Origin of the sequence: Massilia brevitalea (genome assembly GCF_030711405.1) — a bacterium.
GTDB classification, from domain to species: domain Bacteria; phylum Pseudomonadota; class Gammaproteobacteria; order Burkholderiales; family Burkholderiaceae_D; genus Telluria; species Telluria brevitalea.
Map to the genome: position 1 here is coordinate 35685 of NZ_JAULSI010000011.1, position 12631 is coordinate 48315.

Genomic DNA, 12631 nt, shown 5'->3' on the forward strand with positions numbered 1-12631 from the left:
CGGATCAAAGGCGCCGCTACCCTCACAGGCAACAGCCCCACAAGCTCCAACCGGTTTTACGCCCGATACCGATTGATCTCATCCCGCGTCTCGCGCGCCACCCTGCGCGCCGCCGCCACGAAATCTTCACCCTCTTGCGGCGTCGCATACATGATCGCCCGCGAAGAATTAATCATCATCCCCGCGCCGCCAACAGTCCGTCCGGACCGCACCGTGGCCGCCACATCCCCGCCCTGCGCGCCAATGCCCGGCACCAGCAGCGGCATATCGCCCACAATCGCCCGCACCTGCGCCAGCTCCTCCGGGAAGGTCGCCCCAACCACCAGCGCACACTGTCCATTCCGGTTCCACTTCTCCGCCACCAGGCGCGCCACGTGCTGGTACAGCGGCTGCCCGCCCACGTCGAGGAACTGCAAATCCGAGCCGCCCGCATTCGAAGTACGGCACAGCACGATCACGCCGCGGTCCGCCCATTCCATGTACGGTTCGACCGAATCGAAGCCCATGTAGGGGTTGACCGTCACTGCGTCCGCCCCATAGCGCTCGAAGGCCTCGCGCGCATACTGGTGCGCGGTGGCGCCGATGTCGCCGCGCTTGGCGTCGAGGATCAACGGGATGTGGGGATAGGTGTCGCGCAGGTAGCGGCAGATTGCCTCGAGCTGGGCTTCGGCGCCGAGCGCGGCGAAATAGGCGATCTGCGGCTTGAAGGCGCAGGCCAGGTCGGCGGTGGCGTCGATGATGGCCTTGCAGAAGCGGACAATCCCGTCCGGTGCATCGCGCAGTTCGGCGGGAAAGCGCGCCAGGTCGGGGTCCAGGCCCACGCACAGCAACGAGTCGTTGCGGGTCCAGGCTGCGGACAGCTTATCGATGAAATTCACGGCAACTCCTCCTCACGGTGTCAATGCAAACCCACTATTTTACCTGTCCGCGCCCCGCCGGTCGCCGCCATCGCCCCGGCCGTGCGACGGATGCCCCGGCACTTGCGGTATATTTTATTCATTCGACAACTCGCCATGGACAAGCACATGATGACGTCTTCCGTATTCTCGCGCTGGGCCCGCCTGCTGGCCGGCGCCCTGCTGGCCGGCTCGCTGCTCTCGGGCTGCGGCTACAACGACTTCCAGACCAAGGACGAAGCGACCAAGGCCGCCTGGGGCGAAGTGGTCAACCAGTACCAGCGCCGCGCCGACCTGATCCCGAACCTGGTGAACACGGTGAAAGGCTATGCCTCGCACGAACGCGAGACGCTGGAATCGGTGACCCGCGCCCGCGCCGCCGCCACCAGTTTCCAGATCACGCCCGAAGTGCTGAACAACCCGGAAGCCTTCCAGAAGTTCCAGCAGGTGCAGGGTGAACTCTCGGGCGCGCTGTCGCGCCTGATGGCCGTGTCGGAAAAATACCCGGACCTGAAAGCGGACACCAGTTTCCGCGACCTGCAGTCGCAACTGGAGGGCACCGAGAATCGCATCACCGTGGCGCGCCAGCGCTATATCGCCTCGGTCCAGGACTACAACGTCACCGTGCGCAAGTTCCCGACCAACCTGACGGCGATGATGTTCGGCTACGACGCCAAGCCTTCGTTCACGGTCGAGAACGAAAAAGCGATCTCGACCGCGCCGACGGTCGACTTCGGCAAATAAGGCGGCTCGATGACTGTCCTGCGCACCTTCTGGCTCTGCCTGCTGGCCATGACGCTGGCCGCGATGGCGCCCGCGCCGGCCCGGGCCCAGCTGAAGGAAGTGCCGCCGCTGGCCGGCCACGTCACCGACGAGGCCGGCATGCTGGACGCCGACCAGCATCAGCGCCTGGAAGCGGTCCTCACCGACTATGAAGCGAAGACCGGCAGCCAGATCGCCGTGCTGCTGGTGAAATCGACCGAGCCCGAAACCATCGAGCAGTTCGGCATCCGCGTGGCCGATGCCTGGAAGCTCGGCCGCAAGGGCGTGGACGACGGCGTGCTGCTGATGGTGGCGCGCGACAACCCGAGTTCCCTGCGCCGCCTGCGCATCGAGGCCGGGCGCGGCGTGCAGGGCGTGCTGACCGACGCCCAGTCGAAGCGCATCCTGCAGGACACGATCGCCCCCCACTTCCGCCAGGAGCATTACTACGAGGGCCTGGTGGCCGGCGTCGGCGCGATTGCCACCCTGCTGAACCAGGAACAGTTCCCGGCGCCCAGGCAGCAACAGGGACAAGCCGCGCGCGTGCCCCAGGGCGATGGCGGCGGCGGCCTCGGCATCGTCGGCATCGTGCTGCTGGTGGTCGGCTTCACCCTGGTGCGCTCGATGTTCCGCCCGCGCCGCACCCGTCTCTCGCGCGGTGGCTGGGGCAGCGGCGCCACCGGCTTCATCCTCGGCAACATCATCGGCAACATGAGCCGTGGCGGAGGCGGCGGATTCGGCGGCTTTTCGGGCGGTGGCGGCGGCTTCGGCGGAGGCGGATTCTCCGGCGGCGGCGGCAGTTTTGACGGCGGCGGCGCCTCGGGAGACTGGTGATGACACAAGACACAGCAGGTTCATTCGGCCAGCGTCTCAGCCGCGTGCTGCGGCACTGGCGCAGTACCAAGGCCGATGCGCGGCGCGCCTTCCCCGACGCCACCCTGGAAGCCGTGGCCCAGGCGATCACGGCCGGCGAACGCACCCACCGCGGCGAGGTGCGCTTCATCGTCGAGAAGGCCTTGCCGGCCGACGAGATCTGGGACGGCGTCAGCAACCGCCAGCGCGCCCTGGCCCTGTTCGCCGACTACGGCGTCTGGGATACCGAGGACAATTGCGGTGTGCTGATCTACGTGAACCTGGCCGACCACAAGGTCGATATCGTGGCCGACCGCGGCATCGACCGCAAGATCGACAGCAGCACCTGGCAAACCGTGTGCCGCACCATGACCGACGGTTTCCGGCGCGGCGAATTCCACCAGGCCGCGCTGGCGGCGGTCGAGCAGGTGAATTCGCTGCTGCGCGAACACTTCCCGGCCAATGGCGAGCGGCCAAACGAGCTGCCGGACCGCCCGCTCATGATCTGAAGGCCGGGACGGCCACGCACCCCGGTTCACGCTTTTCCGCCCTTGTTTGCAGCCATTCTCGGTACAATCCGGGCTTTCCCGCATTCCTGAAAGCCCTGCCATGAAACTCGCCAACAAGACCGCCATCGTGACCGGAGCCAGCCAGGGCATCGGCCTGGCCTGTGCCCAACGCCTGGTGCGCGAAGGCGCGCGCGTGATGCTGGCCGACGTGCGCCCGGAAGGCGCCGCCGCCGCCGCGGCACTGGGCGACGCCGCCCGCTTCATCGTGGCCGACGTCAGCCAGAAATCCGACGTCGACGCCCTGTTCGCCGCCACCCTGGAAGCCTTTGGCCACATCGACATCCTGGTCAACAATGCCGGCGTCACCCATGCCGCCGACTTCCTCGACCTCACCGAGGACGACTTCGACCGCGTGCTGCGCATCAACCTGAAATCGATGTTCCTGTGCAGCCAGGCGGCGGCGCGCGACATGGTCAAGCGCCAGAGCGGCTGCATCATCAACATGTCGAGCGTGAACGCCGAACTGGTGATCCCGAACCAGGTGCCCTACGTGGTGTCGAAGGGCGGCGTGAACCAGCTGACCCGCGTGGCCGCCATCAGCCTGGCCCAGCACGGCATCCGCGTGAACGCGGTCGGCCCCGGCACCATCCTCACCGAACTGGCCAAGCAGGCCGTGCTCGGCAGCCCACAGGCGCGCCATACCATCCTGTCGCGTACCCCGCTGGGACGCTGCGGCGAGCCCGAGGAAGTGGCGTCCATCGTCGCCTTCCTGGCCAGCGACGACGCGTCCTACATGACCGGCCAGACCCTGTACGCCGACGGCGGCCGCCTGCCGCTGAACTACACGGTGCCGGTGCGCGACGACGCCAACGCCTGAACGCATGCAGGAAATTCAGCCTGCATACAAGCGCGCTAGTATTCACACTTCGTATGTCTGGTATCTGTATTTGCAATTAGACACGTATGCCGCAACGCAGCATAATGGCACCTGTCTCCACTATTCTCCTCCAAGAAAATAGTTTTAAGCCCGCTCAATCAGCGGGCTTTTTTTTGCGCTTTGGTTTGACCGCGCTCAAACAATCTACACATGCAGCCGAACGGATCTGCGCTTTGCGTCCCATCTGGTAGACCAGCCAACAGCCGCCGCGTTCGCACAACGGCGCATGAGCTTGCGCTGTGTCATGTCTGCGTCACAAAGCCTGCCTATACTGGATTCATCTGCGGTACACGCAACCGATATGCGTGACGGCAGACAGGTGTGTAACGCAATCGCGCTACACACCCACCGAACAGTGTCTCTTGGCCCGATCTTGGGTTGTGCCCGCCACCTCTCTCCTGGCGGGCATTTTTTTATGTGCACCGCAGCGCAAAAGACCAGTTCGTGACCTTGCAGACCACGCACATTTGACTATGATGAAGTTCACGCCTCGTTGCGGCGCGCCCGGTGCGTACTGCAACTTGCGTCATGTCAACCAGAATAGGGAGCCGGACCGATGAATGTTCAATCACCTGAAAGCCAGAACCCGCAGCCGTCCTCCAGTCGCCGCCGCAGCGACGATGGCGTCGACAACCTGATTCTCCGTGAACTCAACCCGCATGTCGTGATCGACCATGCCGAGGCCGGGCAGGCCACCCTGACCCTGATGACCTTCGGCAGCGTGCGCGAATGTTGCCCCAAGTGCCAGCAAGGCAGCCTGAAGCCGGTCCTGCGCCAGGCTTCGGTACGCATGGCGCACCTGTTCTGCGCCGAATGCGAGAGCTGTTTCGACGCCCAGTACGCCGACGGCGAACCGGCGCTGACCATCTGACCGATTTCCGCATCCCGGCGGCTGCGTGCATGCGCGTCCGCACGCATGATATGGTTGACGTTTTACCAGCACGTCGACCATGCATCCTCTTCTCCACCTCCTCCTGCTCGATGCGCGCCTGCGCAGGCTGCGCCGTGCCGGCGCCATCGTCCTGTTCCTGGCGATCATGATCGCCGGCTCGATTCCCGGCGCACGCGCCGACATCGGCCACTACGCCTCGGGCGTAGTCCTGCATTCGCTGGCGTACGCGACGCTGGCCCTGCTCTGGTACACCGGCAGCCGCGGCGGCGCCGGCGCGCGCAGCCTGGCGGCCGTGGCCACGATCGCCGCCATGGGCGCCGCCGACGAGTTCGTGCAAAGCTTCTTCCCCTACCGCGGCGCCGACGTGCATGACTGGCTGGTCGATTGCTGCGCCGCCATCGTCACCTGTGCCGTCCTGTCGCTGGTCTTGCCGAAGGCCGAACTCGAACGTGCATGAATGAATTTTCCTGGAGTTTCGTGCTGCATTCCTAGAGGTTGATCTGGCTCAGTGCCAACCCGAGTCAGCTGGAACGTCGCGCCTGTTTGCCTCTCTTACCCGAGTGGCAGACGACATCGTCACGCATACCCACTGACAAAATCAACCAAGGAGTCGATCATGAAACAACAACACCAAAGCGTGGTCTTGGCGGGCTTGCTGGCCGTGGCGCTCGGCCTGACCGGCTGCGCCAGCATGCGCGGCGGCGGCGAAGGCGCCAGCGGCAGCGGCGTGGAGAGCACCGGCGCCAGCGCTTCCGGCAGCGCGGGCTCGTCGGGGAGCTCGGGAACGTCCGGCTCGTCGGGCAGCGGCATCGACCAGTCGGGTTCCTCGGGTACTTCCGGCACCTCGGGCACCTCGGGCACCTCGGGCACCTCGGGTACTTCCGGCTACGACCAGTCGGGCTCGGGCAGTTCCGGTAGTTCCGGCAGCGCGGGCAGCTCCGGCTCGGGCGCCACCGGCAGTGTCAGCAGCATGGGCGACAGCAGCTCGGCCAGCGCCGCGAGCGATACCGCCGTGGGCGTCGCCCAGGGCAGCACGAGCGCGGGGGCGGCCACTGCATCCAGCAGCAGTCCGAACAGCACCGTGGTGGCAATCGAACTGGTGCCGCGCCCCAGCGGCAGCATCGGCGGCGGCACGGCGGCCGGCGCTGCGGTGGGCAGCAGCGGCAGCGGCGCCACGGGCAGCTCGATGGCGTCGGACCGGGTCTACCGCGTCACCCTGCGCATGGACGACGGCAGCACCCAGGTCGTCACCCAGGAAACCACGCCGGACTTCCGCAGCGGCGACCGCGTGGGCCTGAACGGCGGCGTGATCGGGCGCTGACAGGCCAGGAAGCCCGACCGTGCAGGCACAGTGCGCCTGCACGGCTCCCTTCCCTCTTCCTGCTCCAATCCACCCGCTCGACCAGGCAGCCGCGCCGCGCCCGCCCCTCAGGCCGCCCCGGCGCGCCGCACCGGCGTGCTAACCGCTTCCTCGGCAGCCTGCGCCGCCTCGGCATAGGCGGCGTCGAGCAGGCCCGCCATGGCCTGCGCCGTGCGCTCCCACGAGGTGCGCGCCACCTGCTCGCGCATCGCCGTCATCCTGGCTGCGCGTTCGGACGGTCCCAGCGCCAGTGCTTCGGCGCAGGCCACCCCGAACTCCTGGGCGCCGGCCGCGATCGCCACCACGCCGCCATACGGCCCGACCACGTCGGCAATCGGCGTGCTGACGATCGGCAGCTCGGCCGCCATGTACTCGAGCACCTTGGTCGGGCTGATGAAGCGGGTCGCCTCGTTGATGGCGAAGGGCATCAGGCAGACGTCCCAGCCGGCCAGGAAGGCCGGCAAGTCGGCATAATCGCGCTGGCCCAGGTAATGGATGTTCGGGCGGCGCGGCAGCTCGTCTTCGTTGATCTTGATCACCGGCCCGACCAGTACCAGCTGCCAGTCGGGATGGTCGTCGGCCAGCGCCGCCACCAGCGCCAGGTCGACGCGCTCGTCGATGACGCCATAGAAACCGAGGCGCGGGCCAGGGATGTGCTCCTGGGCTGGGTGACTCCGGACCGCGCCCTGGGCCTGGGCGAAGTGGGCGACGTCGACGCTGCTCGGGAAGCAGTGCACGTTCGGATGGCGGGGGCGCTTGGCCTCGTACAGGCTGGGGCCGCCGGCAAACACCAGGTCGGCCAGGTTGAGCAGGGCCGACTCGCGCTGCAGCAGCTGGCGCGGGGCCTTCTTGAACGAGGCCAGTTCATCCATGCAGTCGTAGACCACCAGGCGCGGCGTGAGTTCCTGCAGCAGGGGCAAGGCCATCGGCGTATAGAACCAGGCGATCGGTTTTTCGCCACGCGGCAGCAAGTCCGCCAGCAGCGGCGCCACCAGGGCGATCTGGTCGTCGTGGAAACCAGGCAGGTCGAGCGGCGTACGCGGCCGGCACACGGTGATGTTGGGGAGCGGTTCGGAACGCTCGAGCCGGGCCGGCCCGGCGGCGTCGTGCAGCGGTTCCTCGACGATCACGATCCGGTAGTGCCGGGCCAGCCGCGTGAGCAGGTGCTGTGGCCGTTGAAACACGAAATCCCAGCGCAGGTGGCTGAATACGATGATCGTCACCATGATCTTCTCCTTGTCGCCCTTGTGGGCTGGCGGTCGGGTTGTCTGGATCCTTCACTACTGCGCCCGACCGCCGCCCGTGCGCACGAAGGCGCACGTCAATCGGGATCTGACCCTTTTTCCTCCTCTTTCGGCGGAAGCGCCGCGTTGCGGGTGGCCGCCGAGATCACGTCGAACGGCAGCTTCGGCGTGCGGTCGGCGTTCAGCAGGCCGTTCGCTTCCTGGAAGGTGTCGGCGAACTGCGTGTAGCAGAAGCCGGCGAACATGAAGGTCTCGTTCACCACTTTCAGCAGCGAGCTGTACAGGTTGTGGAAACCGTCCGCCGTGGTCGAGCGCGAATAGCCCCAGGTGCCCTGTTCCGGCTCGCCCTTGGTGTCGAAGGCGATGCCGCCGAATTCGGTCAGCACGATCGGCTGGCCGCGGTGCGGGAAGCCGTCCAGCGTCAGGATGCGCCCGCCCGGACGGCGCTGGTCGAACAGGGTGCGCACCGGGTCGCTCACTTCGTAGCGCGCCTTGACCTTTTCCGGGTCGCAGTCGTAGTCGTGGATGCCGAGGATGTCGGTGGCCGAAGCTTCCCAGCCGTCGTTGCCGATCACCGGGCGCGTCGCATCGAGCGTGCGCGTCAGGTGATATAGGGCTTCTACCGCATTCCGGTGCGCCTGGGTCAGCGTCAGGTTCGGCACGCCCCAGGATTCGTTGAAGGCCACCCAGACGATGATGCAGGGGTGGCTGTAGTCGCGGTCGATGGCCTCGGTCCATTCGCGCACCATGCGCGAAATCGCTTTCGGGCTGAAGCGGTAGGCCGACGGCATTTCTTCCCACACCAGCAGGCCGAGTTTATCGGCCCAGTACAGGTAGCGCGGGTCTTCGATCTTCTGGTGCTTGCGCACGCCGTTGAAGCCCATCAGCTTGGCCAGCTCGACGTCGCGCTTGAGGTGGGCGTCGGACGGGCCGGTGAGGAAGGATTCCGGCCAGTAGCCCTGGTCCAGCACCAGGCGCAGCTGGTATGGCCTTCCATTCAGCATCAGGCGGTCGCGGTTGATCGCGAACGAACGCAGCGCCGTGTACGAGCGGATCGTGTCGACCACGCGGTCGCCGCAGCGCAGCGTGACCTCGGCGTCGAGCAGGGTCGGCCGTTCCGGGCTCCACAGCAGCTCGTTGCGCGAGTCGTCGATGCCGGGATCGGACAGCGCAATCTTGCGGTTCGCCTCGCCGCCCAGTAGCTTGTAGTGGTCGTCGGCCAGCAGGTGTTCGCCATGCCAGATCTTCACTTCGACGAACATGTCTTCGCGGATCTCGCCGCCGGCGAAGACCTCGCAGCCGATCTCGAAGTTCTCGAAGATCGGCGTCCATTTCAGCTTGGCGATATACGTCTTCTCGACCTGCTCGAGCCAGACGGTTTGCCAGATGCCGGTGGTGCGCGGATACCAGATCGAGTGCGGTTCCAGCAGCCAGTCCTGCTTGCCGCGCGGCTTGGCCAGGTCGGCCGGATCGTCTTCCACGTACACGGTCACGACCTGCTGGCCGTCGGCATTCAGGGCCGAGGTGATGTCGGCCGCGAACGGCGTATGGCCGCCCTCGTGCTCGGCCACCAGCTGGCCGTTCACCCACACCCGCGCCGAATAGTCGACCGCGCCGAAGTGCAGGATGGTGCGGCCCTCGGTCGGGGTGACTGAAAATTCGCGCTGGTACCAGCAGACGCGGTGGAAACCGGTGTCGCCGATGCCGGACATCGCGGTTTCAGGCGCGAAAGGCACCTCGATCTCGTGGGTCCAGGCAGCCACGTCGCCCGGCAGCTTGAAACGCATCTCGTCGTCGAAGCAGAAGCGCCATTTGCCATTCAGGCTGGTCCAGTTGTCGCGCACCAGTTGCGGGCGGGGGTATTCGAATTGACTCATCGTTTTCCTTTCATTCAGCCGTTATTCGGCAGCAACCGGGATCAGTAGCCGACCCTGCCGTCCGTCCTTGTTGTTGTAAGCATCCACTGCAGCCTGCCCTGCCTGCGCGCCCATGCCGGCGCGGCACAGGGCCACGCAGGCGCCGCCGAAGCCGGCGCCGGTCAGGCGCGCGCCGTACACGCCGTCCTGCTGGCGCAGCAATTCGCACAATTCGTCGAGCTCGGAAATCGAGACCTCGTAGTCGTCGCGCAGGCTGGCGTGCGAATCGTTCATCAATTCACCAAAACGCTCGGCCGAGACGCCCTCCACGGCTTCGAGCACGCGCAAGTCTTCCAGCACCACGTGGCGCGCGCGGCGCCGCAGCGGCTCGGGCAACTCCTCGACCAGTTGCGGGTCGGTCACGTCGCGCAGTGCCTGCACGCCCAGCTTGCGCGAAGCTTCCTCGCACTCGGCGCGGCGCTCGTTGTACTTGCTGCCGGCGAGTTTGCGGGCGATGCCGGAGTCGATGACGATGATCTCGGCATCCTCGGGCAGCGGCGCCAGGCGGTGTTCCAGCGAGCGGGCGTCGATGAACAGCATGTGGCCTTCGTCGGCCAGGCTGGACGCCATCTGGTCCATGATCCCGCAGTTCACGCGGGCGTATTCGATTTCGGCGCGCTGGGCGATACGCGCCAGCTTCACGTCGTCGAGTTCAAAGCCCAGCAGTTCGCGCAGCGCGCGCAGCGTCGCCACTTCCAATGCCGCGCTCGACGACAGGCCGGAACCCACCGGCACGTCGGTCGACACCCACACGCGCAGCGGCGGCACCTGCACGCCTTCGGCCTCGACCAGGCGGATGCAGCCCTCGATGTAGCTGCCGTAGCCGGACGGCGCGCTGCCGTCGGGGGCGAACGTCACGTGGGCGTCGAGCGTGCTCGAATAGAAGTGGAAATGGCCGTCGCCGCTGCGGCTGATTGCCACCGTGGTGCGCTGGGGCGTGGCCACCGGCAGCATGAAGCCATCGTTGTAGTCGGTATGCTCGCCCAGCAGGTTCACGCGTCCGGGTGCGGATGCGTTGACCTCGGGCGCGCCGCCGAAGAAGGAGTCGGTCGTCAGCATCAGATCACCTCCAGCCAGAGTGGCCGCTGGCGGCCATGCACGCTTGCGGCAGGCCACTGCGGGTCGTACGTCAGGTTCTCCAGTCCCTGCGGGCCGAGGAGGAAGGTGTCCTCGATCTTGATGCCCGCAAAGCTGGGGTTGAATGCAAAGGCCATGCCGGCTTCCAGCCCGGTGGCTGTGCTCGGCGTGGCCACGATCTCGCGCGCCAGGTAGCCGGTGATGCCGCCCTGGTGGTGCTCGTTCAGGGCATCGGCACGGTCCGCGTGTTTATAGGCGGCGTCGAAGGCGTGATACACCGCCGACAGCGATTTGCCTGGCTGGACGGCCGCCAGGCCGGTGGCTTCGAGGTCCATCAGCGCCGCCTGCTCTTGCGCTGCGGCGCCGAAGCTCACAAAACGCGTGAGATTCGCATACAGTCCATGGCGGCGCGCACAAAACACCAGCGTGGCGCGCTTGCCGATCGGCTCGTGGGTCGGCACCGGATGGCGGAACAAAGGCAAACGGCGTTCGCCTGCCGCCAGCACCAGGGCCGGGTGGATGCCGCGCCGCCACAGGGCCTGCGCGCCGGCGCCGGCCAGCTGGTATTCGGTCCAGTCGGGCCGCGCCGCGCGCAGCACCTCGCTCATCGCCTCGGCCGCTTCGCGCCCCAGGGCGCGGTAGCGCATCTGCTCGGCCTCGCCCAGCACCAGGCGGCGCAGGCGCAGCGCGTGCGGCAACGGCTGCTCGCCGTTGTGCGGACGGTCCGACAGCACGACGGCGTCGCCGGCCAGGCCCAGCACATAGCGTTCGCGCAGTTCGATTTGCGCCCAGGGCGAGGCGTGGAAGCTGAAACCGGCCGGGATTTCTTCCTCGCGCAGGCGCGCGGCCTCGATCTCGTCGGTCAGGATCACGGCCTCGTCCTGGGTCACCAATACTTCGGCGACGCCGGTTTCGGCGGTCTGCAGCACGGCGCTGGAGCCGCCGGCCGTGACCCAGGCAAACCAGTCGATGCCGCGCAGGCGGATCGCCGCGGCGCCGGCCTTGCCCAGGCATTCGCGCAGCAGCGCCAGCTTGGCCTGCACTTCGGCCGAGCGCAGTTGCAGGGCCTCGCTCATGCGTCCTCCTCGAGCGACACCTGCACCGCCTGCAGCTCGGCGGCCGTGTTCTCGGGCAGCACGTCCATCGCGAACATGCCGGCGCCCAGCTCGGTGCCGGCCAGGTATTTCAGGCGCTCGCGCGAGCGGTAAGGCGGGTAGAACTGGGCGTGCAGCTGGGTTTCCGGATGGTCCATGCCGTCGGTCGGCGCCTGGTACCAGGCCATCAGGTAAGGGAAAGGCCGGTTCCACATGGTTTCGTACTTCAGCAGCACGGTTTTCAGCGCGCGCGCCAGGCTGGTGCGCTGGGCGTCGGACAGCGACGCAAAGTCCTTGCACGGCGCGCTCGGCATCACCCACACCTCGTACGGGTAGCGCGCACAGGCCGGCACGAAGGCGATCGCGTGCTCATCCTCGAACAGGACGCGGCGGCCGTCTTCCGACTCTTTCTTGGCCATGTCGCACAGCAGGCTGGTGCCGTGCTCGAGGTACCAGTCGCGCTCCTGGGCCAGCATGCGCTCGGGCACCTGCGGAATGAAGGGATAGGAATAGATCTGGCCGTGCGGATGGTGCAGGGTTACGCCGACTTCGCTGCCGCGGTTCTCGAACGGCAGCACGTACTGGATATGCGGCTGCGCGCCGATGCGCGTGGTGCGGTCGCCCCAGACCTTGAACAGCAACTCGATGCGCGACAGCGGCAGGTGCACCAGGGCCGCGTTCGGGTCTTGTGTGAAGACCACCACTTCGCAGTGGCCATTCGCGGGCGCGGTCGGCACCGTCAGCGCCGGCGGATCATGCGATTCCAGCGCCAGCGAGGGGAAGCGGTTGTCGAATACGGCCACCTCGTAGTCGCCCTGCGGCAGCTCGGTGGGGTTGGCCGGGTCGGTGGTCACCGCGAGCGGGTTGTACTGCGGCGGCGGCTGGAAAGTGCGGTTCTGGCGGAACCCGGCATAGGTCACCCACTCGCCGCGCAGGGGGTGCCAGCGCAGGTGCGGGTTCGCGTTCATCGGGTCGGGGAATGGACTGGGCGCGATGAGCCCGTCCGGAATCGGCTGGTTGCTGTAGAGGGTAAGAGGTCGTCCGTCGGGCTTGGTCAGTTCTTTGCTGTACATGGCTTCGCTAATGTCGGGC

At 66.8% G+C, this 12631-nt stretch carries 13 protein-coding genes; 7 read left to right on the forward strand and 6 right to left on the reverse strand.

Annotated features, from left to right (window positions below):
* Positions 1–56 precede the first annotated feature (56 nt).
* On the reverse strand, positions 57–878 hold the full coding sequence (gene pyrF, locus QWL29_RS08805; protein WP_305822515.1) for an orotidine-5'-phosphate decarboxylase: 822 nt from the start codon (positions 876–878) through the stop codon (positions 57–59).
* A gap of 150 nt (positions 879–1028) precedes the next feature.
* Here pyrF and QWL29_RS08810 point away from each other — a divergent pair, with 150 nt between their 5' ends.
* The 7 genes from QWL29_RS08810 to QWL29_RS08840 all read left to right on the forward strand — a co-directional run bounded on the left by QWL29_RS08810 (position 1029) and on the right by QWL29_RS08840 (position 6169).
* Positions 1029–1640, forward strand: coding sequence for a LemA family protein (locus tag QWL29_RS08810; RefSeq protein WP_305822616.1), 612 nt, complete (start codon positions 1029–1031; stop codon positions 1638–1640).
* Between the two features lie 9 nt (positions 1641–1649).
* Positions 1650–2492 carry a TPM domain-containing protein gene (locus QWL29_RS08815; protein WP_305822516.1) on the forward strand — a complete coding sequence of 281 codons (843 nt, stop codon included), beginning with the start codon at positions 1650–1652 and terminating at the stop codon, positions 2490–2492.
* Positions 2492–3019, forward strand: a complete 528-nt coding sequence (locus tag QWL29_RS08820; protein ID WP_305822517.1) for a TPM domain-containing protein — start codon at positions 2492–2494, stop codon at positions 3017–3019. Before QWL29_RS08815 ends, QWL29_RS08820 begins: the two co-directional genes overlap by 1 nt.
* 100 nt (positions 3020–3119) lie before the next feature.
* The gene (locus QWL29_RS08825; protein WP_305822518.1) at positions 3120–3896 is read left to right on the forward strand and encodes an SDR family NAD(P)-dependent oxidoreductase; all 777 of its coding nucleotides are present in this window, start codon (positions 3120–3122) and stop codon (positions 3894–3896) included.
* Between the two features lie 616 nt (positions 3897–4512).
* Positions 4513–4827, forward strand: coding sequence for a hypothetical protein (locus QWL29_RS08830; RefSeq protein ID WP_305822519.1), 315 nt, complete (start codon positions 4513–4515; stop codon positions 4825–4827).
* A gap of 79 nt (positions 4828–4906) precedes the next feature.
* Positions 4907–5305, forward strand: coding sequence for a VanZ family protein (locus QWL29_RS08835; RefSeq protein ID WP_305822520.1), 399 nt, complete (start codon positions 4907–4909; stop codon positions 5303–5305).
* A 159-nt stretch (positions 5306–5464) separates the two neighbouring features.
* Complete coding sequence (locus QWL29_RS08840; RefSeq protein ID WP_305822521.1) at positions 5465–6169, forward strand: hypothetical protein; 705 nt, start codon at positions 5465–5467, stop codon at positions 6167–6169.
* Positions 6170–6276: 107 nt separating this feature from the next.
* Here the strand turns inward: QWL29_RS08840 and QWL29_RS08845 are convergent, their stop codons facing one another.
* The 5 genes from QWL29_RS08845 to galT form a co-directional block, all read right to left on the reverse strand.
* Positions 6277–7434, reverse strand: coding sequence for a glycosyltransferase (locus QWL29_RS08845; protein ID WP_305822522.1), 1158 nt, complete (start codon positions 7432–7434; stop codon positions 6277–6279).
* 95 nt (positions 7435–7529) lie between these two features.
* Positions 7530–9329, reverse strand: coding sequence for a glycoside hydrolase family 2 protein (locus QWL29_RS08850; protein WP_305822523.1), 1800 nt, complete (start codon positions 9327–9329; stop codon positions 7530–7532).
* A gap of 21 nt (positions 9330–9350) precedes the next feature.
* Positions 9351–10427: a galactokinase gene (gene galK, locus QWL29_RS08855; RefSeq protein ID WP_305822524.1), complete on the reverse strand. Its 1077-nt coding sequence runs from the start codon at positions 10425–10427 to the stop codon at positions 9351–9353.
* A complete protein-coding gene (locus tag QWL29_RS08860; RefSeq protein ID WP_305822525.1) occupies positions 10427–11521 on the reverse strand; it encodes a M24 family metallopeptidase in 1095 nt (364 codons plus the stop codon). The genes galK and QWL29_RS08860 overlap by 1 nt, the downstream gene beginning before the upstream one ends.
* Positions 11518–12612: a galactose-1-phosphate uridylyltransferase gene (galT, locus tag QWL29_RS08865; protein ID WP_305822526.1), complete on the reverse strand. Its 1095-nt coding sequence runs from the start codon at positions 12610–12612 to the stop codon at positions 11518–11520. The genes QWL29_RS08860 and galT overlap by 4 nt, the downstream gene beginning before the upstream one ends.
* Positions 12613–12631 lie beyond the last annotated feature (19 nt).

Bases quoted from the DNA above. Each gene is read 5' to 3' on its own strand.
- galT (WP_305822526.1), bottom strand. From the start codon at position 12,612: ATGTACAGCAAAGAACTGACCAAGCCCGACGGACGACCTCTTACCCTC.
- QWL29_RS08845 (WP_305822522.1), bottom strand. From the start codon at position 7,434: ATGGTGACGATCATCGTATTCAGCCACCTGCGCTGGGATTTCGTGTTT.
- galK (WP_305822524.1), bottom strand. From the start codon at position 10,427: ATGCTGACGACCGACTCCTTCTTCGGCGGCGCGCCCGAGGTCAACGCA.
- QWL29_RS08850 (WP_305822523.1), bottom strand. From the start codon at position 9,329: ATGAGTCAATTCGAATACCCCCGCCCGCAACTGGTGCGCGACAACTGG.
- QWL29_RS08835 (WP_305822520.1), top strand. From the start codon at position 4,907: ATGCATCCTCTTCTCCACCTCCTCCTGCTCGATGCGCGCCTGCGCAGG.
- QWL29_RS08830 (WP_305822519.1), top strand. From the start codon at position 4,513: ATGAATGTTCAATCACCTGAAAGCCAGAACCCGCAGCCGTCCTCCAGT.
- QWL29_RS08815 (WP_305822516.1), top strand. From the start codon at position 1,650: ATGACTGTCCTGCGCACCTTCTGGCTCTGCCTGCTGGCCATGACGCTG.
- QWL29_RS08840 (WP_305822521.1), top strand. From the start codon at position 5,465: ATGAAACAACAACACCAAAGCGTGGTCTTGGCGGGCTTGCTGGCCGTG.
- QWL29_RS08810 (WP_305822616.1), top strand. From the start codon at position 1,029: ATGACGTCTTCCGTATTCTCGCGCTGGGCCCGCCTGCTGGCCGGCGCC.
- QWL29_RS08825 (WP_305822518.1), top strand. From the start codon at position 3,120: ATGAAACTCGCCAACAAGACCGCCATCGTGACCGGAGCCAGCCAGGGC.
- QWL29_RS08860 (WP_305822525.1), bottom strand. From the start codon at position 11,521: ATGAGCGAGGCCCTGCAACTGCGCTCGGCCGAAGTGCAGGCCAAGCTG.
- QWL29_RS08820 (WP_305822517.1), top strand. From the start codon at position 2,492: ATGACACAAGACACAGCAGGTTCATTCGGCCAGCGTCTCAGCCGCGTG.